Here is a 23,018-nt window from a genome sequence, read left to right on the forward strand (position 1 = left end):
TCCATACGCCCAATCACGTAAATCCCGGCTTACTGCGCATTCTTACGCTTTGCTACACCACAAACAACTGAAAGGCGGCCTGCCCCGGGCCGGCAAGATTTTCTTGTTTCATTTTAACTCCTTTTCAGATGGAAGCAAACAGTGCCTCAAAAACAATCCCCCATTTCAAGGGCAGGGTTATTACACCCGGTGATGCTGACTACGAAACCGCCAGAAAAGTCCACAATGGCATGGTGGACAAAAGCCCCGAATTCATTGTACGTTGTGCAGACGAGACAGATGTCGTCAAAGCCATTCAGTTTGCGCGCGAAAACGATCTGCTGGTTGCCGTACGCGGCGGCGGCCACAATGGCGCCGGCCTCGGCGTATGTGACCGAGGGTTAGTCATTGATTTAGCTGCCATGCGGGACGTGAGCGTCGATCCCGAAGCCAAAACGATCCGTGCGCAAGGCGGGTGCCTGCTGGGCGACCTGGACAAAGCCGGCCACCCGCACGGGCTGGCCGTGCCCACGGGTATCAATGCCACCACGGGCATCGGAGGGCTTACCCTTGGAGGAGGTTTGGGGCATTTGACGCGCTTCGGCGGGCTGACCATCGATAACCTGCTCGAAGCGGATGTGGTACTGGCTGATGGCAGACTGGTCAAAGCATCGCCCACCGAAAACGAGGACTTGTTTTGGGCTATCCGCGGCGGTGGGGGCAATTTCGGCGTGGTTACCTCCTTTCTTTTCCGGGCGCATAGCGTGCACACCGTCTATGGCGGACCGATGTTCTGGCACATGGACGACGCCAAGGCCATGATGGAATGGTACCAGGATTTTATCAAGCAGGCACCGGACAGCGTCAGTGGTTTCTTCAATTTCCACAAAATTCCTCCTGCCCCCATATTTCCCGAGCAATACCATCTTCACCTGATGTGCGGCATTGTCTGGTGCTGCGTCGACGAGGACGAAGCAGCGGAAGTCTTTGAATTGGTACGCAAATTCCGCACGCCGCTGATCGACGCCGTGGGGCCACTGCCCATTCCGGCGTTGCAAACCATGTTCGACGATCTTTTCGTGCCCGGCCTGCAATGGTATTGGAAAGGTGATTTTGTGAAACACCTGACCTCCGAAGTCATCGATGTGCATATCAAGCACGCCCAGAGAATCCCCACCTTCTTCTCGGGCATGCACCTCTACCCCATCAATGGCGCCGCCGGCAGGGTCCCGAACGACGCTACCGCCTGGAACTACCGCGATGCCACCTGGTCGATGGTGATCGCCGGTGTTTCGCCTGATCCTGCGGAAAAAGAACTGGTTACCACTTTCGCCCGCGATTACTGGCAGGAACTTCACCCCCACGGAGCTGGCGGGGCCTATATCAATTTCATGATGGAAGAAGGCGCCGACCGCGTGAAGGCAACGTACGGAAGTAACTATGAAAAGCTCGTAAGGATAAAAACCAAATACGACCCGGATAATGTGTTCTGCGTAAATCAGAATATCAAACCGGCGTAATGTAACTGTCAGCCTGAGCGGCCTGGTCCGCTCAGGCTGACAATCTTTTAAAACAACACCCCTTCATCATCCGATTTCGCCGGAGGCGTGTACACATCCTCGGAAACCTGGGTCGAGTCGGTGGCGCATTCGCCGGTGTAGCCTTCGGGGCGTGGGAACGGGCCTTTCCGGTATTGAACGAGGGTTTGGTCGTTGTAAACCTTTTGCATGAACGCGCCCCATGCGGGCATGGCTACGCGCCCGCCCTGCCCGAGCGCGAGGCTCCGGTAGTGAATGCTGCGGTCCTCACCACCTACCCACACACCTGCAACGAGGTTGTGCGTCATACCCATAAACCAGCCGTCGGAATGGTTTTGTGAAGTACCGGTTTTGGCTGCGATTTCATTGCCATCTGTAACGCCGTATTGCCGCAATCGACCGGCGGTACCTCCCGGATCTTCCACGGCGCCGCGCATGAGGTATAGCATATTGTAGGCCATATTCTCGCTGAGCTCCTGGCTTTGCTGTTCGTGAAACTCGGCCAGCAGCTTGCCGTGGCGGTCTTCGATACGCAGGATCGTCATGGGCATTACTTTGTACCCGCCATTGGCAAACGACGAATAGGCCGATACCATTTCGTAGATCGACACGTCGCCCGTCCCGAGACAAAGCGCCGGAGTGGCGGGCAAGTCGCTGGTAATACCCAGCTTATGCGCGTAATCGACCACGGTGTTGGCTTTCACCATTTTCATGATATTCGCCGTCACCGAGTTCACCGATTTCCCCAATGCCTGCCGGAGCGACAGCGGCTGCTCGGAATAGACGCCATTGGAGTTTTTGGGCGTATAATCTTCGTTCACATCGTCGATACCTGCCTGGAAAGTCACGGGTGAATCCATGATCTTCTCGCAAGGGGTAATGAAGTTTTTGTCCAAACCTGCCGTGTAAACAAACGGCTTGAACGTCGAGCCGGGCTGTCTTTTGCCCTGCTTCACGTGGTCGTACTGGAAATATTTGAAGTTGATCCCTCCTACCCACGCCTTCACGTGCCCGTTACGAGGGTCCATGGCCATCATGCCCGCACGCAGGAAGCGTTTGTAGTATTTGATGGAATCGATGGGGCTCATGGTCACTTCTTTTTCGCCGTCCCACGAGAATACCTTCATTTTATAGGGCCTGTTCATCACTTTCCAGGCTTCCTCCTCGCCCAGTTTGCTTTTCAAAACATTGAAATACGGCAGACGACGCACGGCCGTATTGATGAAACCTGGAATTTCCTTCCCGTTCTCGTCGATCCACGGGTTCCGGCCTTTCCAGTGCGCATTGAAAGTCTTCTGCTGTTCGCTCATGTGACGCGTAAGCGCCTCTTCCATGTACTCCTGCATGCGAGAGTCGATGGTCGTGTAAATGCGCAAGCCGCTCGTGTAGAGGTTCAGGTCCGTGCCGTTTTCTTCGTTGTACAGTTTCACCCAGGCCTTCATGTACCCGCGCATCGACTCCTGAAAGTACGGTGCCGGGCCATTGGCATGCGTTTCCATCGCAAAATGCAACCCCAAAGGTTTCTCTTTCAGCTGGTTAAAATCGTCCTCCGTGATATCGTTATACTTCGCCATTTGCGCCAGCACCGTATTACGGCGGTTAAGGGCATTTTGCGGGAACCGCATCGGGTTATAAATCGTCGGATTTTGCAACATCCCTACCAGCAATGCTGACTGCGGAATATCCAGGTCACGCACGTCGGTATCGAAATACGTTTTGGAAGCGACCTTTATACCATACGCGTTGTTCCCGAACGATACCGTGTTCAGGTACATTTGCATGATTTCCTGCTTGGTATATTTCCGTTCGAGGATGATTGAAAGAATCCACTCCTTGGTTTTGGCGATCACGATCCGCACGCCGGGGATCTTGCTTAAACTGCCTTCAAACTCTTCCGAACGCGTATTGAACAGGTTTTTCGCAACCTGTTGTGTTAGGGTACTACCGCCTCCCGAACTCGAATTGCCCGTCAAAATACCCTTCACCACGCGCAAAAGGCTGCGCGGGTCGATGCCCGAATGGCTGATGAAGCGGGTATCCTCCGTAGCCAGCAATGCATTGATAAGGTTAGGCGAAATTTCGGAGATTTCAGCTGGTGAGCGGTTCTCGATGAGGTATTTGCCGATCGACTTACCATCTTGCGAAATCAGCTCGGAAGCGATCTCGCTTTTAGGGTTTTCCAATGCTTTCAGATCGGGCATCCCGCCGAAAAGCCAGAAAAAATTGTAGTTGACGGCAGCAATATAAAATATCAGCAGGGCCACCCCAATGCCGAAGGCACGCCAGAGTAAAAGAATGCGACGCCGGTATTTCCCGGGTTTGAATTGAATCATGTATTTTCCAGAGTAACGTCCAATAAACCGACCAAATAAACGAATTTGATCCACAAATCAGCTATTAGAACGTGAATGGGGCTGTATTTGCTATTTTTTGGAGGAAAATATCCGAACTATTTTGTTGTTGCGTCCCGACGGGACTTCACTACAACCGTGAACTCGTTTGCTACAAATATTGCGTGCCTAACGGCACTGTGTCTTTGCGTCCATAGCCGGGGCTTATCTGAATCGCGTGTCATATCGGTAGCACGTTGATAGTCAACGGTAATGCCGTAGGCATGTAACAACAAAACCGTTCAGTTACCTAAGCAATGCCCGGTTGCCCCGAAAATTCAATCCGCTTCTTATATTCGTTCGGGGTGAAACCGGTTTCCTTTTTAAACAATCTCGAAAAGTAAGGCGGGTTTTCGAATCCCAGCAGATAGGCCGTTTCAGCGACGGTTTTGTCCGTGCTCAACAGCATATTTTTAGCTTCCGAAACGAGGAAAATGTGGATCAGCTCGATGGCCGTTTTGCCAGTTTCCTGTTTAAGCAGGTCGCTCAGGTAACGTGGCGAGGTATTGAGCAGATCGGCCATCAGTTTGACGGACGGCAGTCCTTTTTCCTGGAAATTGCCATCTTCGAAATAGGTCGCGAGGCTTGCGTTGAAACGCGAAACCGTGGTGCCGGAAAGCTGTGTTCGGTTGATGAACTGACGTTTGTAAAAGCGCTGCGAATATTTCAGCATCGAATCCAGGTGCGTGAGCATGATGTCGCGGCTGTACTCGTCGGTGTTATTGAAATATTCGCTTTGAATGCGGGTGAAAAGGTCCCAGATAATCTGCTCCTCGCGTTCCGACAAATGCAACGCCTCATTCGCTTCATAATCGAAGAAACCATATTTGCGGATTTCCGCATGCAGCGGATGGCCGTTCAGGAAATCCTCGTGCACGTAAAGCATAAATCCCTTCTCTTCCAGCTCCACATTATTGATTTCAATTACCTGTCGCGGCTTGGAAAAAATCATCGAGCCATTTTCGTGGTCGTATTTCGTACGGCCGTAGAGGATATGCCCGGCCCTGATCTTTTTGAATGCGATCATGTAAAAATCCGTCGTAAACTCCCGGCGGCCCAGCGTACAGCTTTTCAGGTCGTCGCAGGTGAACATGCTGATCATCGGATGCTCCGGCGCCGGCATATTACTGGCGCGATGCAACTCACTGATGGTTTTGTAATGATCCATGGTTTTGAAAACGGTTAAGTTGTCAGCCTGAGCGGACCGGGCCGCTCAGGCTGACAACAAACTAATCAAATTTATCTAAAATCAAGCAGTAACCTGAGTACCGTGCGCAGCGTCAGCAACTTCTTTCCACTCTTCCCATGTCGCAATGCGGTTGGCGTATACCTGGTTCAACCAAGGGAACCCAACTTTACCAAGGAAAATTCGCAATGGCGGGTTTTCTTCGTCGACCACTTTCAGGATCGCGTCGGGAGTCGCCTGCGGATCGCCGATGGTGTCGGGGGTTAAGCCTGCGTAAAGCGCTTCCTTCACGCCGTCGTACAATGGGTTAGGTTCGGTGTGGATGGCCGAAGCGCCGCCCCAGTCGGTCGAGAAGCCGTTGGGTTCTACGATCGTTACGTTAATGCCGAAGTCTTTCACTTCCGAAGCCAGCGTTTCGCTCAGCCCTTCAACAGCCCATTTGGAAGCATTGTAAAGGCCCAGTACCGGCAGTGTAGCCACGCCCAGCACGCTGGAAACCTGGATAATATGGCCGCCGCCTTGTGCCCGCATCACGGGAATGGCAGCTTGTGTAACCCATAGCAAGCCGAAAACGTTGGTTTCGATCTGGTCGCGGGCTTCTTTTTCACTGGTTTCTTCGATCGCGCCGAACAAGCCGTAACCTGCATTGTTGATCACGACGTCTACGCGACCGAAATGTTTGCTGGTTTGCTCTATGGCGGCAAAACTTGCCGCGCGGTCGTTCACGTCCAGTTGAATAGTCAAAAGGGTGTCGGGATATTGCACTGCGAGGTCTTTCAGCGTTTCAGTGTTGCGGGCGGTAGCCGCTACTTTGTCCCCTCTTTTCAAAAAAGCTTCTGCCCATATACGGCCGAATCCCTTGGAAGCGCCGGTGATAAAAATTGTTTTTGACATGATTGACAATTGTTTTGGTGTTTTGATGCTACAAATTTACCGGGTCGCTCCCGCCGGCGACTTATACAAAAATCCGGAAATGCGATACAGTTTTACGTAGTTCCGTTCAAGCGGTTTCCAGGTCCGCGGGAACCGTTAGCACCTCATCGCGGTTGCGGGATTAATGACTATTCAAACCTTTTTTCCGACGCCGGAGCTCAGCCCGTTTATCAAATCCTACAAGGTGATCGAAACGCCTGCGGAGGTGGTGAACCATGTGCTGCCCGAAACATCGCCGGTGATGGTGTTCAGGCTTAGCGGGCAGGTTTGTGTCAATTACAACGGCGGTATCAGTGCGCTTGAACCGATTACTGTTTCAGGTTTGCGGAAGTCGGGGCGGGCAATGCAGTACGAGTCGGGTACTATTAATATTCTGGCCACATTCCGGGAGGGCGGCATTGCGCCGTTCGTCCGCGAACCGCTGCATGAGCTGAGCGATACGAATATTCCCATGGATAGTCTCGACGGTTTTCAGCATACCGGCCTGCTGGAAGAGCAACTGGCGGAGCAGCCCTCGCACGAAGCGCGCATTGCATTGATCGAACGCTTTCTGCTCGATCGGCTGAGCGGTAAGGCGCCCGATCATATGGTATTGGCGGCCATTCAAAAGATTCACGGGGCAGGCGGGCAAATGCGGATCAAAGAATTGGCCGCGTCGCTCAATGTTAGTCAGGATGCATTTGAAAAGCGTTTCAGGCGGGTGGCAGGACTTTCTGCCAAGCAATTCTCTTATATTGTTAAAATGAAGTCGGTAGTGGCAAATGGCCGGGCCGGCAGGACGCTGGCCCAAATAGCGCTGGACGCCGGTTATTTCGATCAGCCGCATTTCAATAAGGACTTCAAACTCTTCACCGGCGTCACTCCTACCGAGTTCTTCAAGTCTCCGGTGCTCTGGTAAATCAATGATTTTTTACAAGAATGGCGGGCAGCTGCTTTGGAATTTTGTATCAACCAAAACCAAAAGCTGTTTTTACATTCTATTCAAAAATCATGGAACCACAACCAGACAACCAGATCGCATTCATCAGCAAATACCTGATTCCCGCGGCCTCCAAAGCCCCCTTTCTCGAACGTCAGCAAATAGCGGCGGCATTCATTCGTAAGCTGGATGGCCTCATCAGCAGCCACGCGTACGAGCGCGTGACCGAAACCGGCGATACCGAATACATTACCATCGCCACCTGGGTCAGTGAAGAGTCGGTGGGCAATGCCAGGGAGGCGGTGAATGCCGAAAACCAGCGGACCGGGTTCAACCGTGCCGAAATGCTGCAAAAGCTCAATATCAAAATGGAACCGGGGCTATTCCGCGAAGATCGGGGCTGATTACCAGGTGACATGGTGATCGAATTTGCGAGTGCGTCCCGGCTACCGTGCGGGGGCGCACTTTTTTCAAACGGTGTGTCGTATATTTAGGCTTCCATTGCCAGCCATAGCACCATGAAAAACGAAGTACTCGACGTCTCCGGAATGAGGGCACTGCCCCTCGACCTTGACTCCGCCGTTTCTTTTATGCCTTACATCCGCTTTCTCGAACAGCGTGTGGCCGAAGAGAAGACGTTGAAATCCACGTTTTACAAGAATATACTCACCTATTTCCACGAGCACCAGCTGCCCGAGGGAGATATACCGCTCGATGAAGCGCACCGCTACTGCGATTTTCTCGAATACATTTACAGCAGCCTTTCGGCCCCGCTCGCATCGGAGCATAAGCTCGCCTGGGGTATGTGCCAGCCATTGTACCCGCATATTTTCTACGGTACCGACCTCCTTTTCGAAATGCTGAATATGAAGCCGGCCGAGACGCAGTTTGAACTTCAAAAAAGTCCGGAAGATTACCAGCGCGAGCGACTGCATTTGATTTACACATTGATCCTGCAAAGGCTTTACAATTTCCAGGTGCCGGTGAAAATACAGCAGTACCATGCCTGGACCGACACCCAAACGGGGTTGTACCGCTACTACGAAGTGCTCGTGAGCCCCGAATTCGTGGAAGTGACGGCCAAAGGAGATTTGCCGGAGCTCAATTTCGTGGAAATATATGCGCATTTCAGCGAGAAAGACGGGCATTTGCAGCTGCAAAAGGTGCTGCCGCTCCATATGTTCCGGTTCCGGGGCTTTGCGGTGATCACGGTGTCGGACGTGACGGCCAGAATGGCGGTTGAAAATATCAAAAAGGTACAGTTCAACCGGGTGCCGGGCGATAGTCCGAACCGCTACCAGCGCATTATCCAATCGTTGAAAACCCTCGTGCAGAACAACCGCATCGAGTTCGACCTGTTCCCGATCGTACGTGTGAATGGGCAGGCGGTGTACGGGTACGGGCAGACGGGTACGGGTGTGCTTTTTCAGATCTGGGGCGAAAACCGGCTCACGCCCGAAGAATTCCGGCGGCAGGCAGAGGGCTATGCGGCTAATCCCAACTCGTTCTTTTCTCCGGACATTCAGGGGGAGGATGAACAGCAGATAGGCTGGCTGGCACCGTTCCGCAACCTCAATGTGCGCTCCCTGGCATTGGTACCACTGTTTTACGAACAGAAAATGGTGGGCGTGCTTTGCATGCATACCTGGGAAGACGAACGTTTCGACGAAAAGAAAATGGCTTCACTTGAAATGGCATTCGCGCCGGTGGCTCAGCTGCTCAACATTTATATAGAGGAATTCAACCTGCAACTGGAAGGCATTATTAAGGAGAAATTCACCTCCATACAGCCCGCCGTGCAATGGAAATTCAACGAAGCGGCCTGGCATTACCTGCACCGCAGGAAGAAAGGCCTGCCCGAAGTGAACGAAAACATCGCGTTTTTCGACGTGTATCCCCTGTATGGCGCGATCGATATCCGGAATTCTACCAATGAACGTAACACATCCATCCGCGCCGACCTTGGCCATTACCTGAATTTACTGGACGAACTATTGAACGCGCTGGCGGCATTCGATCGTTCTTCGCTCATGCAGGAACTGCGGTTCCATTGTAGCAAGTGGCAGCAGGTCGTCACGCAGGGTGAGCTGAACAGCACTTCGGAGAACAATCTGAATACCTTCCTGAATGAGGATGCCCGCCAGTACCTCATGCATTTATCGCAGCAGGACGCGCGCACTACGCCGCTGATCGACGAATACATTGGCATTACCCACCCCGTACAGGGCGAGGTACACCGGCACCGGCAGGAGCTAGACCGCTCCATGGAGTTGATTAATGAGGCGGTGAACCGGTATTTTGAAGACCAGAAAGATACGCTGCAGGATTCGTACCCCTGCTACTTCGAGAAGTTCAGGACCGACGGGATTGAATACGATATTTATATCGGCCAATCCATTGCGCCGGACAAGCCATTTAACCATTTCCACCTCAAAAACCTCCGGTTGTGGCAACTGTCGTCCATGATCGAAGTGGCGAAACTTACCCGCGGACTGCTGGGAGAAATGCCGAAGGAGCTGCATACCACCCAACTGATTTTTGTCCATAACCACATGATCGACATCAGTTTCCGCAACGATGAGCGGAAGTTTGACGTGGAAGGCGCCTACAATATCCGCTACCAGATGATCAAGAAGCGCATAGACAAGGTACGGATCAAGAATTCGCAGGAGCGCCTCACGCAGCCCGACAAGATCGCCCTCATTTACCTGCACCACCGCGACATCGAGGATTACCTGCCTTTCATTCATTATTTGCAGGAAACCAAAGCGCTCGAACAGGCTACCGAAGAGCTCGAACTGGAAGATTTGCAGGGGCTGAGCGGGCTTCGCGCGCTGCGGTTGGGAATTGTGTATCAAATAGTAAATTAAATACTCCCGCCGATAACCGGCATCCGTTTTTTTTGTAGAAATATTTCTTCAAGGATCATATCACGCGTGTACAATGCGTGATTAAGGTTGTGTATAGCTTTGATTGTTCCCCGGCGAACCTCCTCTTTCATACCGCACCGGGAATGCCAATCAATACATACATAACGATCTGTTAAACATGAAGAAACTTTCTACCTGGCTGATAGTCCTATGCCTCCTCACCGCTTTACGCGCGCAAGCGCAGCCGCCCGCGTTCACCTGTGACGGCAATTCGCCCTTCTACATGATCCAGGGATCGCCGTCGGCGCTGTACTCCTACGACCCACGGACCAGTACCGCCACGCTGATCAAAGACCAGATCATCTCCGGTGTTACCAATACCGCGCTGAGCGCGCTCGGATACAATGTCCACGACAATTACCTGTGGGCGCACCGGTCGGGGACCAACGAAATCGTCCGGATCGGCAGCGATGGTACTTATGATTCATTTGCCATTTCCGGTCTGCCCGCGGCGACCTATGTAGCCGGCGATGTGACTCCGAGTGGTGTAATGTATTTGTATAACACCGCCACAGGGGATATCGAGCGCGTAGACCTCACTCCGACGCCTCCGGCAACTACTCCGCAACGCCTGTCGGTGTTGTCATCCGTTGTCAGCGCCGTGCAGGACGTTGCCTTTAACCCGGTCGATAACCAGCTTTATTCGATCATTGCGGGCAACCTTTACCGCTACGCCCCGGCAAACGGTACAAGGGTGCTGGTGGGCGCCGTAGCTGGCCTGACGGGCGATGCCGGTTCGAATGTATTCTTCGACGCGGCGGGCAATATGTACGCCTCCGGCACGGAAGCTACCTACAAAATCACCGGTGTCGCCAGCAATACCGACAAAGTAGCAACGGTATATTCGTCCGGCAACAGCACCATCACCGCTCCTGCCGACGGCGCCGGCTGCCGCGGTGCATTGCCTGCCATTACCGACCAGGTGCCGTTTACCTGCGAACCGGGCGTATCCTATGTGCTCAATAGTTTCAACCTGTTCCAGCTCGATATGACCTCGGGTACCACGTCGCTCGTGAAAAGGCTCGTGGTAGGTGACGGGAATAACCTGAATGCGATGGGTTACAATACGGTCGATAATTACATCTGGGGAACGGTGATCAGCAACACCAACCAGATCGCCCGCGTGGGTGCCGACGGCTCTACGCAGACTTTTGCCACTACCCTGCCCGACGACGCCACCGCATTTACCGGCGATGTGGGTTCCGACGGTTTCCTGTATTTGCATTACTCCGGCTTTATGCGGAAAGTAAACCTCAACGCGGGGCCTAATTTCCTGCAGGTAACCTCGTTCTCCTCGCCCGCGTCGGGTAACGACTGGGGTTTCAACCCGGTTGACGGCCAGCTGTATTCCGTGATTGACAATACACTATACTCACACAACCCGATCAACGGTACGCGGACCACCCGCGGTGTCGTGTCCGGATTGCCAGTCGGGAACTACGGGGCGATTTTCTTTGACGCAAACGGTACTTTGTACGCCGGTAACAACGACAACCAGAACGTTTACAAAATCCTGAACCCCGACGGCGCCACATTATCGGCGACATTGTTCCGTAACCTGGACCTGGCGAGCATCAACGACGGCGCGCGCTGCCCGTCCGCGCTCATCGACTCCCCCGCCCCACTCACTTGCGAGGACGGTATGTCGTACATCATCAGCGCCACCAACCTGTACCGCCTCGATATTTCCACGGGAGAAAACACGCTCGTATCGACCATTAATGTAGGTTCGGGCAAAATGGTGAATGCATTCGGGTACAATGTGGTCGATAACTACCTGTGGGGCAAGGTTTACAGCAACAGTAACCGTGTGGTACGACTTGGCGCGGACGGTTCGGCACAGACTTACGCCGTTCCCGCATTACCTTCCGACCAAACCAGCTTTACCGGCGACGTCGGTACAGACGGCTTCATGTACCTCTATTATGCATCCGGCACGATGAAGAAGGTCAACCTGAATGCTGGGCCGAACTTTCTCCAGGTAACCTCCTTCCCTGCCTCGCAGGCCGGAAACGACTGGGCCTATAACTCCGCCGACGGCCAGCTTTACTCGGTTATTGGCAACACATTATACAAGCATAACAGCGCCAATGGCGTTCGCACCAGCCTCGGAACGGTTACCAATCTGCCCTCCGGCAACTACGGCGCCGTTTTCTTCGATGCATTGGGTAATATGTATGTGGGCAACAACGACAACCAGACGATGTACAAAATCCCCGATCCGTTCACACAAGCGCCCGTGGCGACGCCATTCAAAAAGCTGGATTTGTCGAGCATCAACGACGGCGCACGCTGCCCCAATTCGGCGGTCGGCCCGGGTGCGCTGGACGACGATGTAAATACAACCTGTTCGGCGATCGACGTTAACGTGCTTTCCAACGATCAGCCGGGCAGCAGTCCGCTCGTGGCATCCACGGTACGCCTCATCACACCGGGAACGCTCGTGCTCGTGACCACACTGGATGTTGCCGGTGGCAAATTCGAAGTGAACACCGCTACCGGGGTTGTCAGATTCACGCCATTCAATGGTTTCAACGGCGTGGCATCGGTACGCTACACGGTGGAAGACGAAAATGGCCTTGCCACGGATGCGACGATCAATGTAACCACGGCATGCCCGATGCCTGTCACGCTCGTGTCGTTCGAGGCGAAAGCCGAGGGACAAACCGCCTTGCTCAACTGGGCAACGACCATGGAAACGAATAGCGACCGTTTCGAGATCGAGCGCAGCCAGAATGGCCGCAGCTGGGTTAAAATCGGGACCAAACGTTCAAGAGGCGAAAGTTCGGTGCTGGTGCGGTACGATTTTACCGACGCTAATCCGGCCGCCGGCGAAAACCTGTACCGTTTGAAAATGATCGATTTTGACGGCACATTCGCATATAGCAGCCTGCAAAGCCTCACATTCGGCGAGGGCAACCTTGTACCGGTGTATCCCAATCCGGCCAATGCGTTCATTACATTTAAAAACGCCGCGCAAATTCGCGAAGTGAGCGTACGTAACCTCTCGGGCGCACACGTACTCGGCACGCGTAAGCTGGAAGGCGGATCGCTCGATGTCAGCGGCCTGGAAGCCGGTTTGTACCTGATCATTGTGACAAATACCGACGGCTCCGTAACCACCAGCAAAATTGCGGTCAAACATTAAACGACCATTTGGTATTCAAAAGCCTCCGGATCGCTCCGGAGGCTTTTTTTGTGCCCGAAAGTGACGCAGGAATGCTTTTCAGTTAGAATTTAAGTTTAAATATTATTTGGACTTATTATAAATAAATTATATTTGCAGCTCGCATTTTACTACTCATTTTCTCAAATCATGTTTAAAAAACAACTTCTTATCGCCGCTTTCCTGCTTTGCTGCTCGGCGCAACTCTTTGCTCATGCCCTCTGGATCCAGACTGCCCCGAAAGGCAAAGCCGGTCAGAAACAGGACGTTAAAATCATTTATGCGGAGCCCGGCGACAAGCCTGAAAAGTTGGGCGAATGGTATTCCGACGTGAAGGATTTTGAGCTCTGGCTTACCGCTCCCGACCAGAAACGCACCAAACTGGCCACGGTTGCAGGTGAAGATCATTTTACGGCAGAGTTCACACCCGACCAGCAGGGCGTATACACGCTATCGGTAGGCCACACGTCGAAAGACCTGGGTGGGACTACGGTTTATCAGTTCAATGCCAGCGCATTAGTAACTGTCGGCAAGGCCGATGCGGGCAACAATCCGGGCGCGAATGCCAACGAACTGAACGTTTTTGCAGACCCTGCGAAAGCTTATAAAGTAAACAGTGCCCTCAACCTGCGCGGACTCTTCAAGAATAATGGGAACGAAAAGCTTTACGTGACGGTGGCTTCGCCATCGGGATGGAGCAAACAAATCAGTACCGACGAAAAAGGATTGGCCGAATTCGTTCCGCTTTGGCCGGGTACCTATTACATCGAGGCATCGAAAAGCTGGAAAGAAACCGGAAACCTGAACGGAAAAGAATACAAAGCATTCTGGCGTAGCGCTACTTTGCTCGTAGAAGTTGGAAAATAGTCTTTCAAAGCGTTATTCATTTGCATGTCCCTGTACGAACAAATCAGTGCCTATTGCATCCGTCACAAAATTAGGCTGGCCGAAAAGCGGGTGATCGTGGCCGATCAATTGCTGGTGGCGAACGAATTTACAGATGGTGATAAATTATGGCGCGACATGCGCAGTCGCGGGATTAAAATCAGTCCTGCGACTGTTTACGAATCGCTCAACTGGCTGGTGGTTGCCGGCTTTGCGGAGCGGCGTTTCGCGACCGACAGCCGTAAAAATCTGTTCGGAATACCGGAGCTTGTCCGGAATGCATTGAACAACTGACGCGTGAATTCCTGTTTACCAGTACTTAACAAGAAAGGGTCCGTTTTGCGGACCCTTTCTTGTATTATTAAGCAACCACTGCATTCTTCGGCTTCCGGCCTCTGGGCTTGCCCGTGTACGCCGGCTTGGGTTCTTCTGTTCCCAAAGTGAGTTCAAAACCGACAACGCCTTCTTCATAATTGAAAAGGGTTACCTCAAAAATATACTTCGTACTTTCAAAATCCACACCGCCTTTACGAAGAATCAGTTCCAGTGGGATAGAATATCCACGGCCGCTTCTGGTAAGGACAAATGTTCCGTTTTCATCCGAGCTCGGGATCAGATAAAGATGTTTCAAGGTTCTTTTTCCTTGCTGTGCTCCAATTTTAAATCGGGCTGTTTCAGGTTCGATACCTAATTCTTCCAAAGTTTTTGGAGGAAGAACAAGCTTGCCCGAAGAGGAAACATAACCGGTAGGCTTTGGTTGCTCCTGGGGTTTTTTCGTTACCGAAACATTATCCTCGGGAGAAAAGAATTTAATTGCTCTTGCTTTCATAAATAAATTACGGGTTGCTGGTGGATTATTACTTTCGCAAAAGTAATGAAGTTAACATTTTATTAAAATACTTTCCATAATAAATAATGGGCTAAAACTCGTGAAAAAAAATTACGGTGTTAATACCCGTGGTGCCATTTTTATTAAACGTTTTTCCCGCCCGGATTTCGAAATCAATTTTAAATAAAACCTAACCCGCCACCGTTTTTAACACCCGTTCAATTGCCGTCTATTTCCAATATGTGATCGGATCTTGAAGTGCCGGCTTCCTACCGGCCCCGCGCTAATGCGGTGCAAATAATCAGGGTTTTCCCTTCCTATTGAAAATCCACTTTGAGAATAAATATGTCTCATACGGTTACAAAATTAGATTTGCAATTAGCAATCCCTGCCGGCTTAACCGGTTATACGTCCCCATTTGATTGGGTAAAAAAAAACGATTATTCCGGTATTTGTACCGATCGTAAGAAATAACGACACGGCCGATTCATCGACCGTAGAAGTAGTTGGGCGGAGACAATTTCACCTAAGATTTAAGTTATATTAATTATATCTCCCTAAAAAATCGAATGCGTCCGGACGGGCAGAGAGAAAACTAACTCTCCATCAATGATTAATACGAAAATAATTGGAGCGTGGGATTAACCGGTTTTCATTTTTACGTATCGGTTACAATAAGTACTTAAACAGTTACTTGTAGCAATTATTATTACACGGTTCAAATGCCTTAGCTACGATTTTTAGTCTTTCTAAACTTTCGTCGGGCGCATTAATCGCGTACATTGCAATTGCCCAACCCCAATCACAGTCGATGAAAAAACTGCTACTCCTCCATTTTCTGTCGCTTTTATTCACCTGTGTTCGTGCACAGGCTACGCGTGAGATTTCCTCGCCCGACGGCACCATACGGCTCGTGGCTTATATGAATGACCAGCTCCGGTACAGTGTCTATTTCAAAAACCGGCTGATCCTCTCGCCGTCGGAAATCGACATGGCGCTCAGCGATGGCAAGAAACTTTCGAATGGGCTTTCCAGGCCGCAATTCGCGGAAAGGAGTGTTAACGAAACTATTATTTCGCCGGTACCCGAGAAGCGCATCCGCATTCCCGACCGCTACAAGGAACTCAAAATCACCCTGCGCAATGGATTCGCCGTCATTTTCAGGGTGTACGATGATGGGGTTGCCTATCGCATTGCCACTTTGCTCCCCGGCGACATGACCGTTCGCTCCGAAACGGCAGCATTCCGTTTTCCGGCCAACCATCCGGTGTATTTCCCGGAAGTGGCCCCGCCGTCGAACATGGACATTTACCATACGAGCTTCGAAGAACCGTACACGATCAAGCCGCTGGAACACATTCATTCGAAGAATCTGCTCTTCTCCCCGGTGCTCGTTGCACCGAAAGATTCGCCTAAAATCGGCATTACCGAATCGGACCTCGAAGACTATCCCGGCATGTTCCTCAGCGGCAATGCGGAAAAGGCGCTGTTCGGACATTTCGCCCCCTACCCGGCCGAAGAAACGGAAACGAAAGAGCTCTACTCCACGCGCTACGTGTCCAAACGGGCCGATTTTCTCGCAAAAACCAAAGGGACGCGGGCATTTCCGTGGCGGGTGCTGATCATCGCGCCGGAGGACAAGGACTTACCCGGTAACGACCTGGTTTACAGGCTCGCGAGCCCGTCGCGCGTGGCGGATATATCATGGGTGAGGCCCGGCAAGGCAACGGACGAGTGGATCATTACTTCCAATATTTTCAATGTGCCTTTCAAAAGCGGCATCAATACCGCCACCTACAAATACTACATCGATTTTGCCAAACGATTTGGTTTCGAACGCATTATGATGGACGCCGGTTGGAGCGACAACAATGATCTGTTCAAAATCAACCCGGACATCGATATGGACGAAATCATGGCCTATGCCAAAAGCAAAGGCGTGGGCGTGAGTATGTGGACGCTCGCGCTTACCCTCGACAAGCAGCTCGAACCGGCCCTGGAACAGTTCAGCAAATGGGGCGTGGACTTCATAATGACCGATTTCATCAACCGCGACGACCAGAAAGCGGTGCAGTTCTTTTACAAAATAGCGGAAGCCTGCGCCCGGCATAAGATCATGCTCATGTTTCACGGGGCATTCAAACCCGCCGGATTCAACCGCACGTTCCCGCACGCGATCGCACGCGAGGCGGTGCTGGGATCGGAATACAATATGTGGAGCGCCAAAGCGACGCCGGAGCATAATGTGCTGCTCGCATTCATCCGCATGCTCGGCGGCCCGCTCGATTACGAGCCGGGAATGCTCAACAACGCGACACCCAAAGGCTTCCACGCGATGCCCGAGAACGTGATGTCGCTTACTACACGGACGCAGCAACTGGCCATGTTCCTCGTATATGAAAGCCCGATCCAGTTTTTCGCCGGTAATCCCTCGCAGGGCATGAACGAACCTGCATTCATGGAGCTGCTCGGCAGTATACCGACCGTCTGGGACACGACCCGCATCCTCGACGCGCGTCTGGGCGATTATGTCGTCACAGCCCGAAAAAAGGGCACCGAATGGTACATCGGTGCATTGAATGACTCGACAGCCCGAGAACTCGCCATTCCACTGGATTTCCTCCCCGCGGGCAATTACCAGGCTACCATCTGTGAGGACGGGGTCAACGCCGATCGCTACCCCGCCGATTACCGCCTTTCCGAAGCGCTGCTCACCCCAGGAGATAATTTGAAAATCCGTATGGCACCGGGCGGCGGGTATTTGGTACGGCTACGGCGGCAGTGAGCGGTTATCTACTATTTCTGTTGCTGATCTACAATATTTGGCAAAACTGACGGGATGCGGTTGCTTTGTTTTGTCGGCAGTGCCTTGTCCTGCCGTACACACATTTATAGCACCAATCATGTAGTATGTAATGCATAGTACCTAACATTACATAGCTTTGTAAAAAACATTAGCCATGAACACTTTTGAAGAAGATCAATTACCATTTCCCGGGCGCTGGCTAGGCGGTATTTCGCTTATGCTGGCGCCCGTTTTGCTGCTCGCGGGCGAGTTGTTGAAATTCCGGTTCGATTTTTTCTTTCCGGAGCAACTGAGGGCGTATCAGAGCCATCCTACATTGATGTTCACCGCTTATAGCCTGTTCCTGGCCGGTAATATGCTGCTCTGGCCGGCCATTATCACTCTCGCAAACCTCATCGGGCGCACAAAGCCTGTGTGGGCGGTATGGGGCGGCAGTCTGGTACTATTCGGGCTTTTTGCGCGGACTTTCCATTCGGGGATCAACCACCTGGCATTCCAGCTCGTCAATATCCTGACCCTGCCGAAAGCCACGGAAGTGGTAGCGCAATCGTACGGTGCATTTCACATCGTTTCGACGCTTTCCGGCGCTATCTTGTTCGGCTGGGCAGTGTTGGCGGTGGGAGCCTGGATTTCGGGCACATTGCGGCCGTTTCAGGTCGTGGCACTGGCCATGATGTCTGCGCTGATGATCGGGGTGTTGAAGGGCGGAACCGTAATGTCGGTGATCGCTACGGCTTGCCTTTGCATTGCGCTCCTGCCCCTGGGCGTACGGGTACTCGCACACGGAAGCATGCCGCCCGCGAGACTGTTCTGGGGCTGGCTGATATTTTCTTCGGCTGTAATCGGCTTATTTTTCTTCCTCGGACAGGCGGGATGATATGGATGCGTAAACAGGCTTTGCCTTCACGGAAACGCTCGTCTTCCGGGGCAGAGCCACTCCATTCCCACTCTTTTCTCCCTGTTTTCCCTTTCCCCCTTTTTTCCTGCGTCCCCACCAGATCACAAAACCGGTAATGGGCAGACTGGCGCAGATGAGCCCCGCAAAGAAAGTGAGTATCTTGCTCGGCAAACCCGCCCAGGCGCCTACGTGCAGGTCGAAATTCATGGCGTAGGCTTTCTCTCCATTGGTCAGTTCTACGAAAGAACGCGAACGCAGTTTCGTGCCGCTAAACTGGTCGTATTGACCCTGAATACGGTCGTAGCGGTTGCTTCCGGTCAGATAAGTGGTCGCATTGATGGGCAATTTGCCAGCCACCGGGAAGTTGATCAGGTAGCCATATGCATTGGGTTGGTCGGCTCGCAAGGTGGCAAATACGCGATCGACGGCCTTCACGTCCCTGCTCTGCGTCGTATCGGAGAAAACGGCAGGTACATCGGCCAGCTTTCCGCCGTCGGCGACTGTTTTAACCCCTTTTTCAAACCAGTCGAACGCCCATACCAGCCCGGTAACCGCGCTCATGAACAAGAGTGCGCACGCATAGAAGCCCAGCACATTGTGCAGGTCGTAGTTCACGCGTTTCAATTTGGCATTCCATTTGATTTTGAAGCTCTTATCCGTGCCCGACTTATTCCATTTGGTCGGCCACCAAAGTACCAGCCCGGAAATAAGGATCAATACAAAGGCCAGTACCGAGTAACTGACCACCGTATGGCCAATCTTTTCGCCAAACAACATCCGCATGTGCAACCCGAGCACGAGCGTAAAAAACTCGTTTCTCGAATCTTCGAGTTTCACTACCTCGCCGGTGTACGGGTTCACGTACGACCGCATGTAATATTTGTAGTAATCCCAATGCGAAAAACCCTCCTTATCCACCTTCAAAGCCCTGAAAATGTACGTCCGGTCGGGTTGAGAGGATATTTCAACCCGCGTAACGGGCCGCTTTTCTCCTACCGCTTTTTGTGCGGCGGCCTGCAATTGGCTCAACGGCAGTTTGGGTTTATTTTCAGGTTGAATAAAAAGACGATCCTGGTAAACCAACGGTTTGATCTCATCTGTAAACACGTAAGTGGCGCCGGTGAGACCGATGACGATGATCACAATCCCGGACGCCAGCCCCAGCCAGAGGTGTAACGTTCCGATAAGCTTGCCAAGGGCTGTCTTTTTCTGAGACATGAATCAGTTTGGGTTTGATAGCCGCCAAAAAGGCGCTTGATTTGCTCAAAAACGTATCTGAACGCTTTTGCAGCAAAGAAAAACCCTATTTAGTTTAATTACAAATTATTAAACCGCGCAATGCTGATTATTTTCATTCAAAATAAAAATAGGGAATTGCCGGCTACCGGAAACTAGCTGGCAAAACCGTATTGCCCACCGCTTTCCTATTTCTTTTAATTTTGCACGCTGTTCAGCCCATTACCCGACGCCAAACCATGAAGCCCGCCTTTTTTTCAAAGTATGAATGGTGGTACCATCTCGCGATGATGCCCGTCTGCTTCGCGCTGGGCAACTACTATTTGCTGGGCGAACAATACTTTCTGCATTTGCCCACGTTCCTTGTTGCCACGGCACTCGCGTCGGTGCTCTATTGGTTTTCGGTGGTTATACTGACGGTCGTGATCCGCAAAACCGCAGGCAGTTCGGCAGAGGGGCACATTACCCGACAGATGCTGAAAATGCTCTGGAAACTGGCGGCGGCTACGATCGTACTGATGCTGTTCGACAGCTGGATGTACAGCCTCGTGCCCGGTCTCGATGTGGATTTCAGCTGGTCGAAAATCGGGCCGATGGTGCTGGTGGGGTTGCTATGCGACGCATTCATTTGTGCATTGCTCGGTTTGTTCTACGCATTGCAGCAATGGAAAAACGATCAGGCCGACGACGAGAAACTGGCCCGGCAGTCGCTGGAAGTGGAGTTCGATGCATTGAAAGGCCAGGTTAATCCGCATTTTTTATTCAATAGTCTCAATACCCTTTCCTCGCTCATTGGCCCCGATCCCGAACAGGCCGAGGATTTTGTGGAAGACCTTGCGCGCATTTACCGGTATATGCTGCAAGGCGGCCGCACCGAACTGGTACCGCTCCAATCCGAGCTCAGTTTCCTGGAAGTGTACGTACGATTGCTGAAAGTGCGTTACCACGATGCGCTCGTCGTGCACCTCCCCGATCGCTGCCCGCCCGAGCTGACGATCCCGCCGCTGATGTTGCAGATACTGGTCGACAATGCGGTGCAGTACAATGTATTATCGGCCACCCGCCCGCTTATCGTAACGATCGCCCTTACCGACGACCGGGCCATCCGGGTTACCAACAATGTTCAAATGCGCCACCGCACCCTCGGCGCTACCGGAACGGGCCTGCGGGGACTTTCGGCCAAGCTGCTCACATTTACTCCCCGGAAATTGACCATTCAGGAAAACAACGATATTTTCTCCGTGACCATCCCGCTCCTGCCCGACGCAATGCCCGCCCAGGTTCCAGTGCAATGACAATTCATGCCAATAAAAATACAGTTGGTGCAACTTCGGCGCTTGCCGTTTCGCACATTACCCTAATTTTGGAAATAGTCGCAATGAAATTGCCGCTGCCCGCACGGAACACGCGGCTGCCTAACCATGAAGAAAAGAGCATTATTTGAAAAACTTCCGGACAAAATCCCTTCGGCAAGCACGCCCGCTTACGCCGTAGCTGCGTTGGTGTTCCTGCTGTTTTTCAATTATATAACAGTCGGCGTACATGCATTCGGCGACCTGATCCTTTTCCTGGGAGCGACCTTGCTGAATGCCGTCATTCTCGCGAGCGCCTGTTACGCACAATCGCGCGTGACTCGCTACATTACAACGCATTATGGCGAGTTACAGAAAACGCTTATCCGTGTCGCGTTGACCATTTCCGCGCTTGCTTTGGTATCCGGCTGTTTCGTACTGCTGACGGCCTGGGTTTATATCGATCAAAGGCTCTTCGGCTCCACACTGACCGTTCATACATTGGTGATTGTTTATGTTGTAAATCTGTCGGCTATTGTGCTGTTTACCGGCCTTTGGGAGACATTCGACGCGCTGGCGCGCTGGCGGCAGCACGAGATCAACACCGAACGCTTGATGAAAGAGAATGTCAATGGCCAGCTCGAAAGCCTGAAAGCGCAGGTCAGCCCGCATTTTTTATTCAATACATTAAACTCCCTTTCCGCGTTGATCGGTGAAGACCCGGAGAAAGCCGAACAGTTTGTGGACGAAATGGCGCGCGTGTACCGGTACCTTTTGCAAACGAACCATTCGTCGGTTGATCAGGGCGATTTCGGGCAGTTAACGACGTTAAAAAAAGAATTGTCGTTCATAGAATCATACGGACACCTGTTGAAAACGCGTTACGGCGACGGTATGAAGCTATACATTCATGTGGAAGAAAGCTTCCTGGACAGCCGCATTCCGCCGTTGACATTGCAACTATTGGTTGAAAACGCAGTGAAACACAATGTGATACGAGCCAGCAGGCCGCTCACGATTTTTATATTAAGTACAGTGGACGGGCAACTGATGGTACGCAATAATTTGCAGAAGAAAAACCTGACCGCCGGTGCCGAGAACATCGAATCCACCCACGTAGGGCTGATCAATATCATCACCAAATACCAGCTTTTGAGCGAGTACCGCCCGGGCCTGCCCGAGCCGTTGATCGAAAGTAACCACGAGTTTTTTACAGTAACCTTACCATTGATTTCCTGAAAAGCATGAATGCGCTTATCGTTGAAGATGAAGATTTGTCGGTCCGCCGCCTCAAAAAAATGATCGGAGAAGTAGCACCGTCGCTGCAAATTGCAGGTGTCACCGACAGTATCGAGCAAACGGTCGAATGGGTACTTGAAAACCGCGCCGCCGGTAAAGCCGACCCGGACCTGATTTTCCTCGATATTGAATTATCCGATGGCCAGAGCTTCGAAATCTTCAACCGTATCGAAGTGTCGAGCGCGATCATCTTCACTACTTCCTACGACGAATACGCATTGCAGGCATTCAAACACAACAGCATCGATTACCTCCTGAAACCGGTGCACCGCGACGACCTCCAACGGGCATTGCAGAAATACGAAAAAATGAAGGTGCAACCTGCGGGTGACCAATCCCTGGCCGGTATCCGGAAATTGCTCGAAGATTTCAAAAAAGCATCTTCGGTCGAGTATCGCCAACGTTTTTTAGTGAAGCAAGGGCAAAAAATGCTTTCGATAGAAGTCAGCGAGATCGCCTACTTCTTCACCGACGACCGATACAGCTTTTTCATGACCGATTCGAACCAGAAAATGCTCGTTGACTACACCCTCGACGAACTCGCCGAGTCCCTCGATCCAGCGCGGTTTTTCAGGATCAACCGCGGCATGATGGTCACCCACCGCTCAGTCGGCAAAATCGACCCCTATTTCGGCAACCGCCTCGCACTTACATTGCGCCCCGCGCATAACAAAGAAGCGCTCGTGAGCAGGGAAAAAGTAGGCGATTTTAAGGTTTGGATGGGTAAATAGG

At 52.0% G+C, this 23,018-nt stretch carries 17 protein-coding genes; 12 read left to right on the plus strand and 5 right to left on the minus strand.

Going from position 1 to position 23,018, the window contains the following annotated elements:
• The first annotated feature begins 128 nt into the window (after positions 1 to 128).
• Positions 129 to 1,499 (plus strand): FAD-binding oxidoreductase, encoded by a 1,371-nt coding sequence (locus BMW93_RS14000; RefSeq protein WP_090376921.1) that lies wholly within the window; start codon positions 129 to 131, stop codon positions 1,497 to 1,499.
• A 47-nt stretch (positions 1,500 to 1,546) separates the two neighbouring features.
• Here the strand turns inward: BMW93_RS14000 and BMW93_RS14005 are convergent, their stop codons facing one another.
• The 3 genes from BMW93_RS14005 to BMW93_RS14015 all read right to left on the minus strand — a co-directional run bounded on the left by BMW93_RS14005 (position 1,547) and on the right by BMW93_RS14015 (position 5,987).
• The gene (locus BMW93_RS14005) at positions 1,547 to 3,850 is read right to left on the minus strand and encodes a penicillin-binding protein 1A (protein ID WP_090376924.1); all 2,304 of its coding nucleotides are present in this window, start codon (positions 3,848 to 3,850) and stop codon (positions 1,547 to 1,549) included.
• A gap of 307 nt (positions 3,851 to 4,157) precedes the next feature.
• Positions 4,158 to 5,075: an AraC family transcriptional regulator gene (locus BMW93_RS14010; RefSeq protein ID WP_090376927.1), complete on the minus strand. Its 918-nt coding sequence runs from the start codon at positions 5,073 to 5,075 to the stop codon at positions 4,158 to 4,160.
• An 81-nt stretch (positions 5,076 to 5,156) separates the two neighbouring features.
• On the minus strand, positions 5,157 to 5,987 hold the full coding sequence (locus BMW93_RS14015) for an SDR family oxidoreductase (protein WP_090376930.1): 831 nt from the start codon (positions 5,985 to 5,987) through the stop codon (positions 5,157 to 5,159).
• Between the two features lie 163 nt (positions 5,988 to 6,150).
• Between BMW93_RS14015 and BMW93_RS14020 the strand changes: the two genes are divergently transcribed.
• The 6 genes from BMW93_RS14020 (at position 6,151) to BMW93_RS14045 (ending at position 14,220) form a co-directional block, all read left to right on the plus strand.
• Positions 6,151 to 6,924 (plus strand): helix-turn-helix domain-containing protein, encoded by a 774-nt coding sequence (locus BMW93_RS14020; RefSeq protein ID WP_090376933.1) that lies wholly within the window; start codon positions 6,151 to 6,153, stop codon positions 6,922 to 6,924.
• A 92-nt stretch (positions 6,925 to 7,016) separates the two neighbouring features.
• Positions 7,017 to 7,349, plus strand: coding sequence for a hypothetical protein (locus tag BMW93_RS14025; protein ID WP_090376936.1), 333 nt, complete (start codon positions 7,017 to 7,019; stop codon positions 7,347 to 7,349).
• A 114-nt stretch (positions 7,350 to 7,463) separates the two neighbouring features.
• On the plus strand, positions 7,464 to 9,815 hold the full coding sequence (locus BMW93_RS14030) for a GAF domain-containing protein (RefSeq protein WP_090376939.1): 2,352 nt from the start codon (positions 7,464 to 7,466) through the stop codon (positions 9,813 to 9,815).
• Positions 9,816 to 9,993: 178 nt separating this feature from the next.
• Complete coding sequence (locus tag BMW93_RS14035; RefSeq protein ID WP_090376942.1) at positions 9,994 to 13,023, plus strand: DUF6923 family protein; 3,030 nt, start codon at positions 9,994 to 9,996, stop codon at positions 13,021 to 13,023.
• Positions 13,024 to 13,191: 168 nt separating this feature from the next.
• Complete coding sequence (locus BMW93_RS14040) at positions 13,192 to 13,908, plus strand: DUF4198 domain-containing protein (protein ID WP_090377681.1); 717 nt, start codon at positions 13,192 to 13,194, stop codon at positions 13,906 to 13,908.
• A gap of 24 nt (positions 13,909 to 13,932) precedes the next feature.
• On the plus strand, positions 13,933 to 14,220 hold the full coding sequence (locus tag BMW93_RS14045; protein WP_090376944.1) for a transcriptional repressor: 288 nt from the start codon (positions 13,933 to 13,935) through the stop codon (positions 14,218 to 14,220).
• Between the two features lie 67 nt (positions 14,221 to 14,287).
• Here BMW93_RS14045 and BMW93_RS14050 read toward each other — a convergent pair whose 3' ends face one another.
• A complete protein-coding gene (locus tag BMW93_RS14050; protein WP_090376947.1) occupies positions 14,288 to 14,755 on the minus strand; it encodes a hypothetical protein in 468 nt (155 codons plus the stop codon).
• A gap of 811 nt (positions 14,756 to 15,566) precedes the next feature.
• On the opposite strand from BMW93_RS14050, the gene BMW93_RS14055 reads away from it, so the two are divergent.
• Together BMW93_RS14055 and BMW93_RS14060 are read left to right on the plus strand one after the other, a co-directional pair.
• Positions 15,567 to 17,540, plus strand: a complete 1,974-nt coding sequence (locus BMW93_RS14055) for a glycoside hydrolase family 97 protein (protein WP_090376950.1) — start codon at positions 15,567 to 15,569, stop codon at positions 17,538 to 17,540.
• Positions 17,541 to 17,715: 175 nt separating this feature from the next.
• A complete protein-coding gene (locus tag BMW93_RS14060) occupies positions 17,716 to 18,438 on the plus strand; it encodes a hypothetical protein (protein WP_218147692.1) in 723 nt (240 codons plus the stop codon).
• Here the strand turns inward: BMW93_RS14060 and BMW93_RS14065 are convergent.
• Positions 18,409 to 19,677, minus strand: coding sequence for a PepSY domain-containing protein (locus BMW93_RS14065; protein ID WP_090376953.1), 1,269 nt, complete (start codon positions 19,675 to 19,677; stop codon positions 18,409 to 18,411). The two genes, BMW93_RS14060 and BMW93_RS14065, sit on opposite strands and share 30 nt — an antisense overlap.
• Positions 19,678 to 19,934: 257 nt before the next feature.
• On the opposite strand from BMW93_RS14065, the gene BMW93_RS14070 reads away from it, so the two are divergent.
• From BMW93_RS14070 to BMW93_RS14080, 3 genes are all read left to right on the plus strand, one after another.
• Positions 19,935 to 20,990, plus strand: coding sequence for a sensor histidine kinase (locus BMW93_RS14070; protein ID WP_229240430.1), 1,056 nt, complete (start codon positions 19,935 to 19,937; stop codon positions 20,988 to 20,990).
• A 126-nt stretch (positions 20,991 to 21,116) separates the two neighbouring features.
• Positions 21,117 to 22,226 (plus strand): sensor histidine kinase, encoded by a 1,110-nt coding sequence (locus BMW93_RS14075; RefSeq protein ID WP_090376956.1) that lies wholly within the window; start codon positions 21,117 to 21,119, stop codon positions 22,224 to 22,226.
• A 5-nt stretch (positions 22,227 to 22,231) separates the two neighbouring features.
• Positions 22,232 to 23,017, plus strand: coding sequence for a LytTR family DNA-binding domain-containing protein (locus BMW93_RS14080; RefSeq protein WP_090376959.1), 786 nt, complete (start codon positions 22,232 to 22,234; stop codon positions 23,015 to 23,017).
• Position 23,018 lies beyond the last annotated feature (1 nt).

The sequence above is a fragment of the Dyadobacter sp. SG02 genome (assembly GCF_900109045.1).
In the GTDB taxonomy this organism is placed as follows: Bacteria; Bacteroidota; Bacteroidia; order Cytophagales; family Spirosomataceae; genus Dyadobacter.